Consider the following 17,266-nt stretch of genomic DNA (forward strand, 5'->3'; position numbering starts at 1 on the left):
AATGACATCTACTAAACCAAAAACCATAAATTTAAAACCCTTTCTAGTATTTATCCTTCTGTTTTTAGGAGCACTTACTTATGCCCAAAATAGCTTGAAAGTTGTAAATACAACTGCTGGACCAGGCGAAGAGTCTAAAATTTTAATTGATTTAACCAATACCGATGAAGTAGTTGGAGCTGAGTTTACACTAACAGTTCCGCAAGGACTTATCATTAACGAAAAGGCAGCCAAAATAACCGATAGCCGTAAAGGAGATCATGCTATTTATGTAAATATAGAGAAGAATAATCCACGTAATTATCACTTTATAATTCTCTCCCTTACAAGTAATCCAATTAAAGGAAACAACGGAACATTATTAGAGATTCCTATTGAAATTCCGATAAATTATCCGTCAGGACAAACCCATAATCTAAACCTTTCTAGTGTAATATTAAGTTCTAAAAATGCAGTAGATATAGGATCAAACCATACAAACGGAATACTTACTATAGCAACCGCACAATATCCTGATTTAACCATTTCGGGCATAATAAGCAACGAGTCCCAGATTACTCCTAATGGAAAAATAACATTGTCGTGGGGTGTAAACAACATAGGCGATCGTATTGCATCTGGAGGATGGACAGAACAAATTAGTATAATTTCTGAAAATACAGGAATCGAATATAAACTAGGAAGTGTTTCCTACGATGGCGATTTAGAAAGCAAGAAAACCATTAGCCGAAATGCTACTTTTAACCTTCCTAAAATTATTGGGATAGACGGAAATGTAAAAATAAAGATAAACGTAGTTCCTAATCCATCTGTAAAAGAACCAGACGCATTACAAGTCAATAATAAACTTACAAGTACTAATACAATTTTGCTCGAAAAAGTATTGTATATAACCTTCGATAAGAAATCTATTCAGGAAAATGCTACAGAAGTAATCCGAGCCACATTAACACAAAGCGGAGACAGAAGCACCGATAAAACATTCCTAATTGCAGCTTTGCAAAACGGACAATTGGATTTCCCTACGAGTATAAAAATCCCTAAAGATCAATCGTCTGTAGTTTTTTATATAAAACCAATAGACAATACAGCAGCCGATGGAAACAGAACTGTAACACTTTCTGTAACCGGTAATGATTACCCAGCAGTTTCGGATACTATCGAAATTATAGATGATGAGGTTTCGTTAATTACACTAACACCATCAAAAGTAATAGCTACAAACGGTGATATCATCACGATTACTTTAGAAACTAGTTCTGCAAAAGCCAAAGACACAAAATTTAGCCTTACTGCAGATCAGAATTCTCGCTGGAATGTTCCTTCAGAAATCATTTTACCAGCAGGAAGCAAAAGCGTTACTTTTACAGTTGAGGTCAAAAATAATATCGTTGCTGAACCTACAGTATTAGGAAAAATCATTGCAAGAGCCGAAGGTTTTCAGGCAAATAGTACCGAAATTGGTTTAAAGAGTTCGAATATTCCAACTTTTGAATTCGAGATAACTCCTCAAACCATCTCTAAAGGAGACGGAATTTATGCCACTTATGCTATCATAAAACGATTGGATAAATCGGATGTTAGCACAAGCATAAAACTAAAAGCCAGCGTAGCAAATGCACTGATACTTCCAGAAATTATTGATTTTCCTGCAAATGTAAATCAAAGAAAATTTAATATTGGAGCCATAAACAACGGACTTGTTGATGGTACAAAAACAGTAGATGTAACTGCCGATGTTTATTTTTCTTCTTGTAACTGTACAATAGGTGCAGGAAATGCAGGAAGTCAATTAACAAAAACAATTACCATACTAGATAGTAATGGCCCTGCTCTGCTCGTAAAAGCTAATCCTGCAACAATTAAAGCAGGACAAGAAAACTCAGGAAAAATAACCATTACCAGAAATACAGTAGATACATCGACAGCAATTCCTGTAAGACTTTCGTCAGATGCACCTACGATTGTAACTATCCCGGCAACCACAACTATTCCTGTGGGCAAAGAAAGTGTAGAGGTAACTATAAGCACCAAAATAGATGTTGATAAAAAAGGTGATCAGACTGTACGTATACAAGCCGAAGCCGACACCTACAGTTCAGGATTTGCATGGATACTTGTTACAGATCAAAATAAACCTGATGCTATAATTACAAAAGTAAATACTGTACTACAAGCAACAGGAAAAGATAATATCGAAGTAACAACAACAGTAACCAATCAGGGATTTGCATCTCTAATTAAAGGTTCAAAAATAGAATATTACCTTTCTAAAGATAAATCGCCTAAAAACGGAATCCTTTTGGCAAATGCCCAATTAGATAAAGACATAGAAGCGGGTAAATCTTCAGATTTTATAAAAACGATTCAACTACCAGAACAAGCTGGAGAATTCTTCTTAATTGTAGTCGTTAATTCAGATCAAAAGATAAATGAGTTATCATATATCAATAATGAATCATTTACAAGCATTAAGCTAAATCCTAGCTATTCAGCGACAGCTACCGTATCAAAATCATGGTACAAATCTGGTGAAGCAGTAACCATAACTGGTTCGACAAAAATGATTATTAATAGCTCCCCTGCTCCTAATAAAGATGTCGAAATCACGATAACAAATGGAAAATTTGTTCGCTCTTACATTACCCAAACAAATGGCTCTGGAAACTTTGCCTACGATTTTGTACCATTACAAGGAGAAAGCGGGCATTATACTGTTAGTGCAGGATATCCTGGAACCAAAAACGCAGCACAAGCAGAATTTGACATTATAGGATTTCAATGGACAAACAAACCGTCTGATTATCTAAAATGGGAAGTGGTTACCAAAACTCCTTTTAACGGAGAATTTAAATTAAAGAACAACGGAATAACAACTCTATCTAATATAAAAATAGAACTCCCAGTAGATGCTGGATTCAATATTCAATCAAGTCCAATAACATTAGCTCCAGGACAAGAAGGAATAATTAATTACACCATATTAGCAGACAAACCTTCGGTAGAACAAAAATATTATGAAATTAATTTTGCCATAACATCATCTGAAGGTGCCAAACTTGATATTCTAGCCTATTACCATTGCAAAGCTCAATATGCCAAAATAACTGCAAATCCTGTAAGCATCAATACAACAATGATTAAAGGAAGTAGTCGTTTTTATGAGGTAGCAATAACAAATACCGGAGCAATCGATGCCGAAAAAGTAAAAATACAATTACCTAAACTTGATTGGCTAAAATTAAAAAGTCCGCAAATTATAGATAAAATTGCGCCAAACGAAACCGCAAATATAGTATTAGAGTTAGCACCTACAGATAAGCAACAACTCAACGTTCCGTTAACAGGAAACTTAGCAGTTAGCCTTTCTAACGGAGAAGGACTTAGTATACCTTTTAAAGTAGAAACAGTATCAGAAGCCAAAGGTTCTTTGCTTATAGATGTAGTAGATGAGTACACTTATAATACCGAGAAAGCACCACATGTAAAAGGAGCAAAAGTGGTTGTACGCCATCCGTTTTCGGGAGAAATTATGGCAGAAGGAATTACCGATGAGAACGGATTATTCAAAACCCAAGAAATCCCAGAAGGATATTATACTGTAAATGTTACAGCTGATAAACACGAAAATTATCAAAACAATTTTGTTGTAGATCCAGGTAAAGTAACTACCCAAAAAATATTTATTTCTTATCAGGCAGTTAGTTACGAATGGACAGTAAAACCAACTGAAATTAAAGACGAATACAAAACCGATTTAACCGTTAAGTTCGAAACCAATGTTCCTAAACCAGTACTTATTATCGAAGTTGATAATCCTGTACTAGATCTGGAACCTGGACAAAGCAGAATGAGTTATGCAACCGTAACAAATCACGGATTAATAGCCACACACAAAGTAGAAATTGCGATAGGAAATGTAGATGGATATACACTAACACCACTGATTAGCAAAATAGATATTTTAAACGCAAAATCATCTCTTATTGTACCTATCGTAATTACAAGATCTGCTTCGATTTTACGTATGGCAGCAGGCGGAACATCATGTCAAACTGTTCTAATTGTAAAAGGAACTTATATATGCGAAACCGAAAAAGATGTAGCAGCATTTAAGCCATACTATACTACAGTTTGTCATGGTTCTGGTACTCCATCATTACCAGCCTGTACAGGTCCTAATTGCGGAGGTCAATATCCGGGAGGAACTGGTTGGGGTATTTTTGTTCCTTGGGCAGGTGTAGGAGATGTTATAACATCACTTCCTAATATCTGTGATCCTTGTTTCTTAAAAATAGTAAAAACAATCTGGACATGTACAAAATCTGTACGTAGTGTAACCAAGTGCGTTGCAGCAGTTGGTGCAGCGGCAGAAACAGGAGGACTAGCTATACCTGTAGCAGGATATTATTGCTACAAAGCCATCGAAAGCGTTACAAAATGTGTTAAATCATTTATAGAAGCTTATGAAGCCTGTAATAAAGGTGCAGCTAGAATGGCAGGAAACACTGTAATGGATCTAACCTATCATAATATGGTAGAATACGATAAATTCCTGAGCGCCTACATGAGCTCGATGAAAGAACTATTTAATGATATAAATCCAGAAGCTGAAGGATATAATGCCTTTGCCGATTATGTAATTCCGATAGTAGAGGCAAAATCTAAATTCTCTCAAAATGATATTACTAATCTAACGAGCCTAACTGCTGGAAAAGGAATTACCGCAGAAAACGTTACCACATTTGTAACCCGATGGAACAATACTGTAGATGCATGGTCACAAGGAATATACGAACCAAACGGTACCTACCCTTCTATAGTTAATAAAAACAAACTTGATCAGAATGCTAAAGTTGTAATTGCATCAGATAAATATGCTAAACTTAAAGGATATGCTTCATCAGCAGAAATGATTGAAGGAACTTTAGACGATTTAGAAAAATATATCGAAGAACAAAAAAACAACAATAGTGTTTGTGCTACCGTTACCGTAAAATTCTCTCAAAAAATGACCATGACCAGAGAAGCATTTGAAGGTACATTAACAATGAATAATGGTAGTGATTCTAGCACATTAACAGGTATAAATTTAGACCTTATAATTACTGATGACGCTGGAAATGATATGACACATTTATTCCAGATTAATAAAGACGCTTTCCTAAGCGGAACAGGAATTGTTGACCCACAAAGTAACAAATCCGGAACAGTACTATTTATTCCAACCAAAGAAGCAGCTCCTACAGTTGCTAAATCATACTCTTTTGGAGGAACATTATCTTATTTAGACCCAATTACGGGCGAGAAAGTAACCGTAAACTTATTTCCGGTTACACTAGAAGTGAACCCTAGCCCAGATTTAGTATTGCATTATTTTATGCAGCGTGATATTATTGGAGATGATCCATTAACCGAAAAAGTAGAACCAATAGTTCCAGCAGAAATGGCATTATTAATTAAAAATGAAGGTTATGGTCAAGCCAAAAATGTTCAGGTAGAATCAATGCAACCTGAAATTGTAGAGAACAAAAAAGGCCTATTAATTGATTTTGAAATTATAGCTAGTAACTTTAATAATGAACCAAAACAATTAGGTTTACTAAATGTAGATTTTGGAAATATCGAGTCACAAAAAACAGCTATCGGACAATGGTGGTTTACTAGTACATTATTAGGTCATTTTATAGAATATGATTTAAAAGTAAAACATGTAAGCAACTTCGGAAATAAAAATCTAAGTCTAATAAAAGCATCTTATGTTCATGAACTCATTAAAAGCGTAAAAGCTTATGGAGCAGGACAAGATAACATTGGAGATTTCCTTGTAAATGATATTCCAGATGCAAATGATACTCCAGATGCTATTTATTATTCTAATGGCGGAAGTGACGAAGTGTATAAAGCAAGTAATGCAAGCGTTTCTAACCTTATTTCACCAACTCAGTTAACGACAACTTTAACTATGAACTCGTCTAAAACAGGATGGAATTATGGTAATTTACCTGATCCGGGTAGAGATAAATACAAACTTGTAAGAGTAGTAAGAAACAGTGATCGCCTAGAATTGCCTTTGCAAAACTTCTGGCAAACATTTGTTACTTTAAGAGATGGAGCTAACCCTAAATATGAAAACAATCTTCATTTTGTTGACAATTTATCAGGATTAGAAAAATACACCTTGTATTACACCCCAATAAACACCAATGTTCCGAAAGTAGTTTCTTTTGGAAGCATTCCGTCAACGATTACCAAAGCGGTAGAATCTGTTCAGGTAAACTTTAATAAAGCTATAAACCCGAGCACCTTTAAAGCCCAAAATATAACACTAATTCATCAAGGAAATAAAATTCCATTTAATGATAGTTTTATAGGTAAAGTAAACGATTCTACTTATGTATTAAACGTTAAAACACTAACCATTGCTTCAGGTTATTATGAACTTACAGTACAATGTGCAGGAATAAAAGATCTGGAAGAAAATGAAGGAGTTGAAGGAAAATCTGTTTCATGGACACAAATAATTGGAGAATTAGGAATCATCCAGTTTAAAACAGATCAAACAGAAGCTCAAGCCGTAAATAGTGTCGAAATATCATTTAATAAAATAGTAAAACCAATCCAGTTTACTAAAGATAAATTGAAGTTAAACGGAAAACCATTGGATAATATCACGATAGTAACCGAGAACAATCAGAAATATACTATCGTAGGATTAAACCAATACAATCTAGAAAAAGGAGATTACGAATTAACAGTTGATTTACCAACTATAAAAGCCGAAGACAACTCTCAGGGGTTAATAGCGCAATCTCATAAATGGAAAGTTGATTTAATTGTTCCCGAAGTAGATAGCTTTAAGCCACAATACCAAGGTGCGCTTAATAGCCAGAACGTTACCGATATGCAGATAATTCTAAATAAAGCTTTGAAAAATAATTTTGAAGCTAGCTGGATTACACTGTTCAAAGGAAGCGTAGATCTAAATGCTAAATTAACCGTTACAAAACAGGATGATTTACATTATCTAATTTCAGGATTAGGAGAACATACACATACAGCTGGCGGATACAAATTAGTAATAGATCAATCTAACTTTATAGATGTATCTGGCAATTATGGAACTGGAACTACAAGTACTATGTGGACTGTTAAATTTGACAAACCAGCTTCACCAACCAATATGCGTATTACTCCAGACAGAGGAATTTCGTCGACAGACAATATTACTTCTGGCAACGATTTATCGATCGCTCTAAAAACTATAGAGAATAAACAAGCTATAGAACTTTATGTAATAACTCCAACTAGCAAAGTATTAGTAGATAAAAAATACTTAGAAACAGCAGGAGATTTAAGTTTTGCTATTACTGGATATATCGGAAAAAATACTTTTGAAGCCATTGCTTATGATGAATATGGAAATGCAAGCGACCCAGTAAGCATCGAAACATACATAGATGTTGTGGACCTTAGCAGTACAATTAATCCAATAAAAAATAACAGTACAGATTGCTCGGAAATAGAATATCTTCAAGTACTCTTTACAGATGAAATTAAAGCGTCTCTGTTTACAAAAGATGCCTTGATAATTAAATCTGGAGGAATAACCATTCCTAACGAAAAAGTAGCAATCGCTAAAATATCTGATACTGAATTTAAGATTGAAAATATCGATAACCTCAATGAAGACGGAGATATTACATTTGGAGTCGATTTATCGAAACTACATAAAAAAACGAGTGATTTACAAGGAAAAGGAGTTGTTTATGAGAACATCGGAATCTTAAAAACAATTCTGGCCACTATAACAGGAGATTTACTTATTACCGAAACCAATGCGACTACTATTTATACAGCTACACCAAATATGCAAAGTTATAATTGGAATGTTACTGGAGGCGAAATTGTAAGTCAGGCAAATAATACGGTTACCATAAAATGGACTCAAAAGGGAACACAAACTCTTTCTCTAAATTATGTAACATCAGGTTTATGTAGCAAAACAACATCTTCAGAAATAAAAGTAGATGCTACTCTGGGTATCGATGATCACACAAATCCGAATAAAAAAGGATTAATAATTGCTCCTGTTCCTAATAATGGTACATTCACGTTATCTTTAATTGGTGAACAAGGAACATTTAAACTTACGATATATGATGTAGGAGGAAGAATTGTTTATGAACAGGATAAAATAAATGTAAACGATAACTTTAAAAAAGAAATCCACACACATTTAAAAGCTTCTGGAGTATATTACTTAGTATTACGAAATTCAGAAACAAGTTATAAATCTAGTTTTTTAATTAAATAATAAAAACGGGATGCTCTAATAAAGCATCCCGTTTTTTTATCCAGCTACAGCAAAAACAAACCAAATATCAATTAAAAACTTAAGAAACAGATATTTGAAACAAAAAAACTAATGTAATTAGTATTTAATATTTTATTAAATTTGAATAACTAACCTTAAACCCTAATCTTATGGAAATGAATTTCTTAGCCTTTTTTGCTTCGGCACTTACAACTCTTGTTACAGGTTTTATCTGGTATAATCCTAAAGTATTTGGAACCATCTGGATGAGAGAAGCTGGAGTAACTCAAGAAGACCTCCAGAAAGGAAGTATGCTTAAAATATTCGTATTAACTTACATCTTTTCATTAATGATGACTATAATTGTTTCAGCATTAACGATACATCAATCAGGCGCAGTAGGAATGGTAGGAGGACCACCATTGGTAGCAAGTGCAAAACCATCTTTTGCTGCTTTCATGGCCGATTATGGAACCGCTTTTCGCACTTTTAAACATGGAGCACTTCATGGTTTCATGACAGGCTTATTTTTTGCTTTCCCAATGTTAGCAATCAATGGTTTATTCGAAAGAAAATCTTGGAAATATATTTTTGTACATGCCGGATATTGGATTCTTACCCTAACTATTATGGGAGGAATTATTTGCGCTTGGGCATAAAAATTAAAACATAAAATCCGTTTGAAATTAAAAAATCAGACGGATTTCTTTTTTAGAAAATTTACAAGTAAAACGAACCGTAAATTATATTATTCTGTTATTATTAAGTAAATTTGAACAATATAGTACTCTTACCTTGAATGCATCTTATTCTTTCCAGATTTATACTAATACTACCTCACTTCCTGAAACATGGAATGACTTAGCAACGCATAATATTTTCTTATCCAGAGAGTATCTTGAAGTATTAGAAAAATCGGCACCAACCAATATGTTGTGCCATTATATAGGACTCTTTAAAGACTCCGAATTAGTTGGTATTGTTCTTACTCAGTTCTTAGATTCTAATAAGCTAGAATCATTTGGAGAACGAGATAAATGTGTAAAAACTTCAGTTCGTAATTTTGCTTTCAAGAAATTTGCTTCGCACGTTTTATTTGTTGGAAACAATATGCTTACGGGTCAAAACGCATTTTCATTTTCTGAAAAAATAAGTCAGCAAAAAGGAATTAAATTATTGCATAAAGGAGTAAATGCACTAAAAAAAGATTTTAAAGCAAAAGGGCAAAAAATCCATATCACGACTATCAAAGATTTTTCGGCAACCGAAATTGATATGCTTTCTGCCGAATTTAAAAAAGGCTACACGTTCTCTATCCAACCAAATATGGTTTTTAAAATCAATGAAGATTGGAAAACCGAAGAGGATTATATTAATGCATTATCCAAAAAATACCGCGATCAATACAAACGTACTCGCAAAAAAGCTCTGGGAATAGACAAAAGAAAAATGGATCTAGATGATATCATCACTTTTGAAGATTCTATTTATGACCTATATTATCATGTAGCCAAGAATGCTCCTTTTAATACCTTTTTCTTAGCCAAGAATCACTTTAGAGTTTTTAAAGAAACACTAAAGGAGAAATTCCTTTTTTATGGTTATTTTATTGATGGAAAACTTATTGGTTTCAATACTTTAATCATGAATGGAACAGCAATGGATACTTATTTTTTAGGTTATGACGAAAGTATTCAACGCGAAAAAATGTTGTATTTAAACATGCTTTACGACATGATTGCACTTTCTATAAACAGAAATTTTAAAGAAGTTATTTTTGCCAGAACGGCTCTGGAAATAAAAAGTTCTGTGGGGGCAAAACCAGTAAAATTATATGGACTTATCACGCACAGCAATAAACTGATTAACCATAATATTGCCAAATTATTTAATTATCTGGAACCTAAAACAGATTGGCAAGAACGAAATCCGTTTAAATAATTAAATCCATTATTATACCAAATCAGATAGGTTTTCTTTTTATAAATCATCAAATAAAATTCCTCTTCTGTTCATCCAGCCTCCGGTATGATTCCTTTTTTTATATCTTAAATAGTTATAACTAAAAAAATCAATATTAGAAAAACGCATCGTATTTACCTTAAAATCTTTATCATAAAAATCCATTTGATTGTTTTTGTTTAAAATTACAAAACCATTTAATGAATAAATCTTATCGTATTTTATTGGCACTATTTCCTTCAAAGTGATCGTATCGTTTTTTTGTTTAAAGGTGTAAAGTCCTTCCTTTTTATTTTTTATTAATATCAGTCGATCATCAAAACCACCATTCACAGAATATTCCATAGTCTTTCCTCGGCTTATAAAAAGCAGTGAATCAAATTTTATTTTAGAGTCGATAAAAATATTTTTAGGCATCGATGTATAACCATAAGTCATTTCTGCATTAACGATTTTCCTAATTCTGTTCCGTTTTATACTCAATGTATATCTTGTAACAGTTCCACAGCCTAAAGCTCCATTGCTGTAAAATGCAGGAGTAAAAACACGAGTGTCAATTTTTTTAATTTTGTTTTCTGTCAATATCTCAATATTCCCAGATCCTTGATAAATGTCACGGTAGGCAAAAGTGCTGTCTAATACAAAATCAGAATTGTAGAATTTCACAGTCTTATCATCGATCGTAATAAGATGTTTGTTATTGTAATATTTTAACGGCAAGTCATCCAAGATCTTTTGATTACCCTTAAAAACCGTATAACTGCTGTCTTTTTTTATTTTAAGAGTATATTTTCCAATTTCAAAATATCCTGTTTCCATATTAACAGCATTTTTATCCTTTATGGAAATCTTAAGACCATAAGTGTTATAATCACTTTGCAAATCCAGAAAACTTGTTTTTATCTCATTATCTTTTTTATAAATCAAACCTAGACGTGAAGACCAATAAATAATTTTATTATTAGCCATGACCATCTTATGTATTTCATCTTCTTTTTCACTTTCTAATTCCCAAACCTCTTTCTTTCTTATTACTTTACAAACCAAAACGCTATCATTCTTCAAGAAATAAAAATGTTTTAAATGAGGCTGATCCACAAAGTAAACTTTACCTCTAAACTCTTTTAATAAATCAAAATCACTATTCAAATCAGAGAGTTTTATCGCATCCATACTGCCATAATATTTTTTGTCTATAAAATCTACTTTTTCTGTAGCATAAACATCAAATATATTACCATGAAAAAAATTGCCGCGACTTTCAGTAAACCCTTTTTTCTCAATTTTATAAAAATAAAGCGTGTTGCTATTAACCTGACAATAATCGTAGTTAGTAATGTCTGTAACTTTGTTTTGCGCATTCGCGATTGTCACAAAAACAAATAGAATTAAGAGAAGTTTATTTTTCATTAAGCGTAATATTGTCGGCTAATCTTCTTGTTCAGCATTTTGAATTAAAGTTTGCATAATGTCTATTCTTTCCTTAAGTGTTATTTCATTAGATAATTTGTCTTTTAATTTTCCCATTGCACTATCATCCATAAAGCCAGTATTTGTAGCCCTTTCGTATGCCTCATTAAAATCATAGGAACTAAAATACTCTTCTTCATTTTTGCTTAGTATCTCCTTCATTTTATTAATATAAAATTGTTTTACTTCTTCGGGAAATTTTTCCGAAATCAATTCGTAATAGCTTTCATTTCCTCCCAAAAAATTATCTTTCGCCAAGATTAATTGTTTCTCGTTTAAGACTAAAGTATCCGATTTTAAAACTTTTACTTGTCTGTAATAATTTATAAAGTCATACTTAGGCAAATCATTACATTTCAAATAATAGTCAATACTTTTTTCATAACGTTCTTCTGGCGATTTTGAATTTTCAATTTCTTTTACCTTTTTTATTTTCTCAATTATATTTTTCCAGTCAAAATCACTTTTCGAAAGATGCACCAATAGCGTCAGTTTCTTTTTTTCTTTTTTAAAAAACAGTATACCATAATATTTTCTATTAGAATCAACGCCTTCCACAATGCCCATACAAGTTTCGCCATTCATCATACTGCTTTCGTAATAATCATTTTCACTTTGAGGGCAAAAAATTTCTTTATCTATAAATTTAATATTAGAGTCATTTTTTATGATTTCCTCATAATTATTTACCTTAATATATCCCACTTTATAATGATCATTAATATACCTATTTCCGTATTCAAAATCTGAATATTCAACAAAAAGGATTAAATCGCTATTCATTGTCAAATTTCTCAAATCAACACTTTGAGAATGTATTACACTATGAATCAGAATAAAAATTGTGAAAAATATTTTTTTCATTATTAATAAATATATGACGGGGTTATTATAAAAACTAAAATACTTTTTTACGTTTAAAAACTTACTTTTTTAGTTAAGATTCCCCCCCTCTTTACTAACTCTTGTATAAATTTTAACCCTAAACTGATTTTTGTCTTTATTCTTTTTTTTCAAATTAAAACTTCACTTTTAAGGCACCGCGATTTTCATTTGCTTATGCAAAATATGAATATCCAGTTTAGTCTGAGCGCCACAATATTCTCCATCTATCTGAAAACTAACAGGATGATTTGTTTTAATCACAGCTTGATCTGTCGAAATAATAACAATATCATCTGAATCGATAGGCATATTACCTGTAATTATTTTTCCAAGAATTATTAAATCTAGATTTTTTAAAACCACCAATTCAAATTTACCATCATTAATTGCTCCATTCGGATTAATCACTACACCCGTTCCATATTTTTGAGAATTGGCAATTACAACCATTCTCGCTTCATGTTTAACCGTTTGATTATTGGCTGTAATAGAAACCACAAAAGGATCTCCAGATTCCTTGATAGTTGTATAAGCCTGAGATGCATAACCCCAAAAGCCTCTTATATTACTTTCTTCATAATTCTTGATTAAGTCGGCGTTAAGTCCTATATCACTTAAGTGAATGCTTTTTTTTCCATTTATAGAAATCATATCCATCTCGATATAATTATTATGAAAAGCGATACTTAAATTCTCTTCGAGCGTTTTAGGTAAATTTAAATCTACCGATAATCCGTTGGCTGAACCTGCTGGTAAAATCCCAACAATAACATCATATTCCTCCATTGCTTCAGCAACCATTTTTACAGTTCCATCACCACCAGCAACAACAATTCTAATGGGTAAATGTTCGTTATACAGCGCTTTTATTTGGCTGATATCATTCTGTCCAGTAGTTTCATAAACTTTCAAATTAATATGACACGTAACCGCATAGGATTTTACTGTCTCAATAAGCTCAGATTTATCCAGATCGCCCGAAATAGGGTTTACAACAAATAAGATATTCCTTTTCAAAATTTTATCTTTATATTTATTCAAAAGTAATTACACAAGTTATCCCAAAAGTAAGCAATTAATGAAACCTATTTTAAAATTATATCGCGGTTATGCCAATGATCAGGAACTAATTGTTATGGGACACGTTTTTAAACCAACGACTGCTAGTGATTATGATTTTCAGAAGCGAAGTTTCAAAAATGCTACTTCTGTTCTTAAACTTTTCCAGATTAAAACAATTCCTAATTACGATGTTTATTTAAAATATGGAGATAGCCAAATTCATACTAAAACACTCGACGATGGTTTTTTTAAATTCTGTATTCCTCTAAAAGAAGAAACAGGTTTTGGATGGATGAACTACCAGGTTAGCATTACTCATAAAAACGAAACAATTTCTTGTGCTAGTACTTTTATAAGACCTCACGAAGGAACTCTTGGTATTATATCGGATATAGATGATACTTTTTTGGTTTCGCATACGCACAACTTTTTCAGGAAACTATATATTTTGTTATTCCGGAATGTAAATGATCGCAAGATATTTGATGATGTAGTATCGCATTATCAGGCATTAAGTTCAGCAGGAAGAAACAACAAAGAAGAAAAAAATGCTTTCTTTTATATCTCTAGTAGCGAATGGAATTTATATAGTTTTATTGTTCGATTTACTAAAATACACGAACTACCGAGGGCTGTAATTTTATTAAAAGATATTAAAACCGGAATTGCCGACTTTTTTATGAGTGGCAGAGGAAACCACGATCATAAGTTTGATAAAATTAAACATGTCTTAGAGTTCTACCCAAATCTAAAATATGTTTTATTGGGCGATGATTCTCAACACGACCCAATGTTATATGAAAGAATTTGCAAAATATTTCCTGTAACCGTAAAAGCAGTTTATATAAGACAAACTCGTAAGCGACAAAAAGAATCTACAAAAGCAATCCTAAAAAATTTAGAAAACCTCGAAGTTTCTGTTTGCTACTTTAAACACAGCAGTGAGGCAATTGAGCATTCTAAAAGAATTGGTATTATGAAGTAAAAGCTTTGGGCTTTGGGCTTTGGGCTTGGAATAAAACCATTATCAAAGACTGATTTTTATTTACAAAATAAAAACTGAAACTACCTTTCTTAACCCAGATTGAAGAGAAAAGCCCAGAGCTAAAAAAATTAATTTTTATTACCAGAAAACAGCGACCAACGGAAGCTCGTTTTATGGTTTATAAAAATAGTTTTTTTAGTGAGGACTTGAAACGGAAAGCTGGAAGTAGTTCCCGAAAACTAAAAAACCTCTGTCAAAATTCGAAAACTTTGACAAAGGTTTATATATAATATTCTTATTTTCAAAAAACTGAAAACTGAGACTAAAACTGTATTATGCGTTGAAATTATCTATCTCTTCCTGAACTATTTCCCAGTCTGATAATAATTGATCCAAATCTTTTTTCTTTTTATTGTATGCCATAAAGAATGAAGCGTCTTCGATGTGTTTATCATAATTAGAAGCCAACATTTTATCATCATGCTTAATGTCTTTTTCTAATTGTTTGATTTGACTTTCTACTTTGCTCAAGCGATTTTGCAATGCTTTAGTTTTCTTCTGATCTTCATAAGAAGTTTTATTATTTTCTTTAGGAGCAGCAGCTTTTACAGCATCTTTTTTCTCAACTTCACGCATATTTTCCATATTACGTTGCTCTAAGAAATAGTTAATGTCTCCTAAATATTCTTTTATCTTCTGGTCTTTAAACTCGTAAACCAAATTAGACATTCCTTGAAGGAAATCTCTATCGTGAGAAACAAGAAGTAAAGTTCCGCCAAATTTTTGAAGTGCAGCTTTTAATACATTCTTAGATTTTATATCCAAGTGATTCGTAGGCTCATCCATTAGCAAAACGTTTATAGGTTGCAATAACAACTTACATAATGCCAAACGGTTTCTCTCTCCTCCTGAAAGGACTTTTACTTTTTTCTCTACATCGTCACCACGGAACAAGAATGAACCCAACATATCACGAACTTTAGATCTATTGGTATCCATTGCAGCATCTTCCATTGTTTGCAACAATGTAATTTCTCCATCTAGATATTCGGCTTGATTTTGAGCAAAGTAACCTAATTGCACATTATGCCCTAATTTTATACTTCCTTGGTATTCAAACTCATCAACGATTGCTTTAATAAAAGTTGATTTTCCTTGTCCGTTCTGTCCCACAAAAGCAATTTTGCTTCCGCGTTCTACTAACAAGTTTATATCTTTAAGAATAACTTTATCTCCGTAAGCTTTTGTAACATTATCCGCTTCGACTACTACTCTACCTGGTTCTTTTGAAACTGGAAAAGAAATATTCATCACCGAATTATCATCTTCATCAACCTCGATACGCTCTACTTTATCTAATTTCTTGATAAGCGATTGCGCCATAGAAGCTTTAGAAGCTTTTGCACGGAATTTCTCGATTAGTTTTTCTGTTTCTTCAATCTTTTTGGCTTGATTTTTTTGTGTAGCCAATTGTTTCTCACGAATTTCATGACGCAATTCTAAGTACTGAGAATATGGTTTATTAAAATCGTAGGCTTTACCCAATGAAATTTCGATAGTTCTGTTAGTTACATTATCCAAGAACATTTTATCGTGCGATACAATTACCACAACTCCAGGATAATTACGTAAGAAACTCTCTAACCAAATGATACTCTCGATATCCAAGTGATTCGTAGGCTCATCCAGCAACAATACATCATTGGCTTGCAATAATAATTTAGCCAACTCGATACGCATTCTCCAACCTCCTGAAAAAGTTTCTGTTTGGTTATTAAATACTTCTCTTTTAAAACCTAATCCTAAAAGAATTTTCTCTGTATCTCCTACATAGTTATAACCTCCTAAAAGTTCAAAACGATGTGTATAATCAGACAAATCTTCGATAATCTGGCTGTATTCTTCGCTTTCATAATCGGTTCTGGTTACCAATTGATGATTAATTTGCTCTAGTTTTTTCTCAACTACTTTAATATCTGTAAAGGCTTCGTAAGCTTCCTCTAATACCGTTCTTCCTTGTTCAAAATCGATATCCTGACGTAAGAAACCCATTCGAACTTCTTTTTCTGTTGCGATTTGTCCAGAATCTGGTTTAAAATCTCCTGCAAGAATTTTTAGCATTGTTGATTTTCCAGCACCATTTTTCCCTACAAGACCTACTCGGTCTCCAGCACCTAAACGAAAAGTAACTTCTTCAAACAAATAAGTACCTCCAAAGGAAACTGATAAATTATGTATATTAAGCATTTATTATTGTTATTATAAACTAATTGATTGTTTAAATTTATATCTCCAGTTTTACTGGAAACTTAATTTTTTGCAGACATTAAAAATACCTTTTCTCAGATAATAAAATATTTCTTTAAGCTTATTAAAACTTTAAACATTTCATTTAAACAACCTGTAATCAGTATTTATCATTCTTGTTTTTCTAAAACATATAGCAATTTATATTGCCTTTTACTTATAATTTTAAAAATGCAAAGGTAGTGAAAAGGAATGTATTATGCTATAAAGATAAAAAGGCTGTTTTATGATATTAAGAATTGAAAATTGTTAATATGCGGAGCAATGATTATCTTTGG

8 protein-coding genes are annotated in these 17,266 nt (G+C 32.3%); 4 read left to right on the plus strand and 4 right to left on the minus strand.

The window, feature by feature from the left end; translation table 11 throughout:
- The first annotated feature begins 1 nt into the window (after position 1).
- The 3 genes from IW20_RS13690 (at position 2) to IW20_RS13700 (ending at position 10,258) form a co-directional block, all read left to right on the plus strand.
- Positions 2-8,317 (plus strand): CARDB domain-containing protein, encoded by an 8,316-nt coding sequence (locus IW20_RS13690; protein WP_035623248.1) that lies wholly within the window; start codon positions 2-4, stop codon positions 8,315-8,317.
- Positions 8,318-8,487: 170 nt separating this feature from the next.
- Positions 8,488-8,976 (plus strand): DUF1761 domain-containing protein, encoded by a 489-nt coding sequence (locus IW20_RS13695; RefSeq protein WP_035623250.1) that lies wholly within the window; start codon positions 8,488-8,490, stop codon positions 8,974-8,976.
- A gap of 136 nt (positions 8,977-9,112) precedes the next feature.
- Complete coding sequence (locus IW20_RS13700; protein ID WP_035623252.1) at positions 9,113-10,258, plus strand: peptidogalycan biosysnthesis protein; 1,146 nt, start codon at positions 9,113-9,115, stop codon at positions 10,256-10,258.
- Positions 10,259-10,297: 39 nt separating this feature from the next.
- On the opposite strand, the gene IW20_RS13705 is transcribed toward IW20_RS13700, so the two are convergent.
- The 3 genes from IW20_RS13705 to IW20_RS13715 all read right to left on the minus strand — a co-directional run bounded on the left by IW20_RS13705 (position 10,298) and on the right by IW20_RS13715 (position 13,651).
- Positions 10,298-11,689 carry a hypothetical protein gene (locus IW20_RS13705; RefSeq protein WP_035623256.1) on the minus strand — a complete coding sequence of 464 codons (1,392 nt, stop codon included), beginning with the start codon at positions 11,687-11,689 and terminating at the stop codon, positions 10,298-10,300.
- 18 nt (positions 11,690-11,707) lie between these two features.
- The gene (locus IW20_RS13710) at positions 11,708-12,613 is read right to left on the minus strand and encodes a hypothetical protein (RefSeq protein WP_035623259.1); all 906 of its coding nucleotides are present in this window, start codon (positions 12,611-12,613) and stop codon (positions 11,708-11,710) included.
- Between the two features lie 168 nt (positions 12,614-12,781).
- Positions 12,782-13,651, minus strand: a complete 870-nt coding sequence (locus IW20_RS13715) for a diacylglycerol/lipid kinase family protein (protein WP_035623394.1) — start codon at positions 13,649-13,651, stop codon at positions 12,782-12,784.
- A gap of 61 nt (positions 13,652-13,712) precedes the next feature.
- Here IW20_RS13715 and IW20_RS13720 point away from each other — a divergent pair, with 61 nt between their 5' ends.
- Entirely contained in the window at positions 13,713-14,681 is a 969-nt protein-coding gene (locus IW20_RS13720; protein WP_035623261.1) for an App1 family protein, read from the plus strand.
- A 333-nt stretch (positions 14,682-15,014) separates the two neighbouring features.
- Here the strand turns inward: IW20_RS13720 and IW20_RS13725 are convergent, their stop codons facing one another.
- A complete protein-coding gene (locus tag IW20_RS13725) occupies positions 15,015-16,928 on the minus strand; it encodes an ABC-F family ATP-binding cassette domain-containing protein (protein ID WP_035623263.1) in 1,914 nt (637 codons plus the stop codon).
- Positions 16,929-17,266: the final 338 nt, after the last annotated feature.

Source organism: Flavobacterium hydatis (genome assembly GCF_000737695.1).
Taxonomy (GTDB): domain Bacteria; phylum Bacteroidota; class Bacteroidia; order Flavobacteriales; family Flavobacteriaceae; genus Flavobacterium; species Flavobacterium hydatis.

Coding starts and splice junctions, on each gene's coding strand:
- IW20_RS13690 (WP_035623248.1), top strand. CDS start 2: ATGACATCTACTAAACCAAAAACCATAAATTTAAAACCCTTTCTAGTA.
- IW20_RS13695 (WP_035623250.1), top strand. CDS start 8,488: ATGGAAATGAATTTCTTAGCCTTTTTTGCTTCGGCACTTACAACTCTT.
- IW20_RS13705 (WP_035623256.1), bottom strand. CDS start 11,689: ATGAAAAATAAACTTCTCTTAATTCTATTTGTTTTTGTGACAATCGCG.
- IW20_RS13710 (WP_035623259.1), bottom strand. CDS start 12,613: ATGAAAAAAATATTTTTCACAATTTTTATTCTGATTCATAGTGTAATA.
- IW20_RS13720 (WP_035623261.1), top strand. CDS start 13,713: ATGAAACCTATTTTAAAATTATATCGCGGTTATGCCAATGATCAGGAA.
- IW20_RS13725 (WP_035623263.1), bottom strand. CDS start 16,928: ATGCTTAATATACATAATTTATCAGTTTCCTTTGGAGGTACTTATTTG.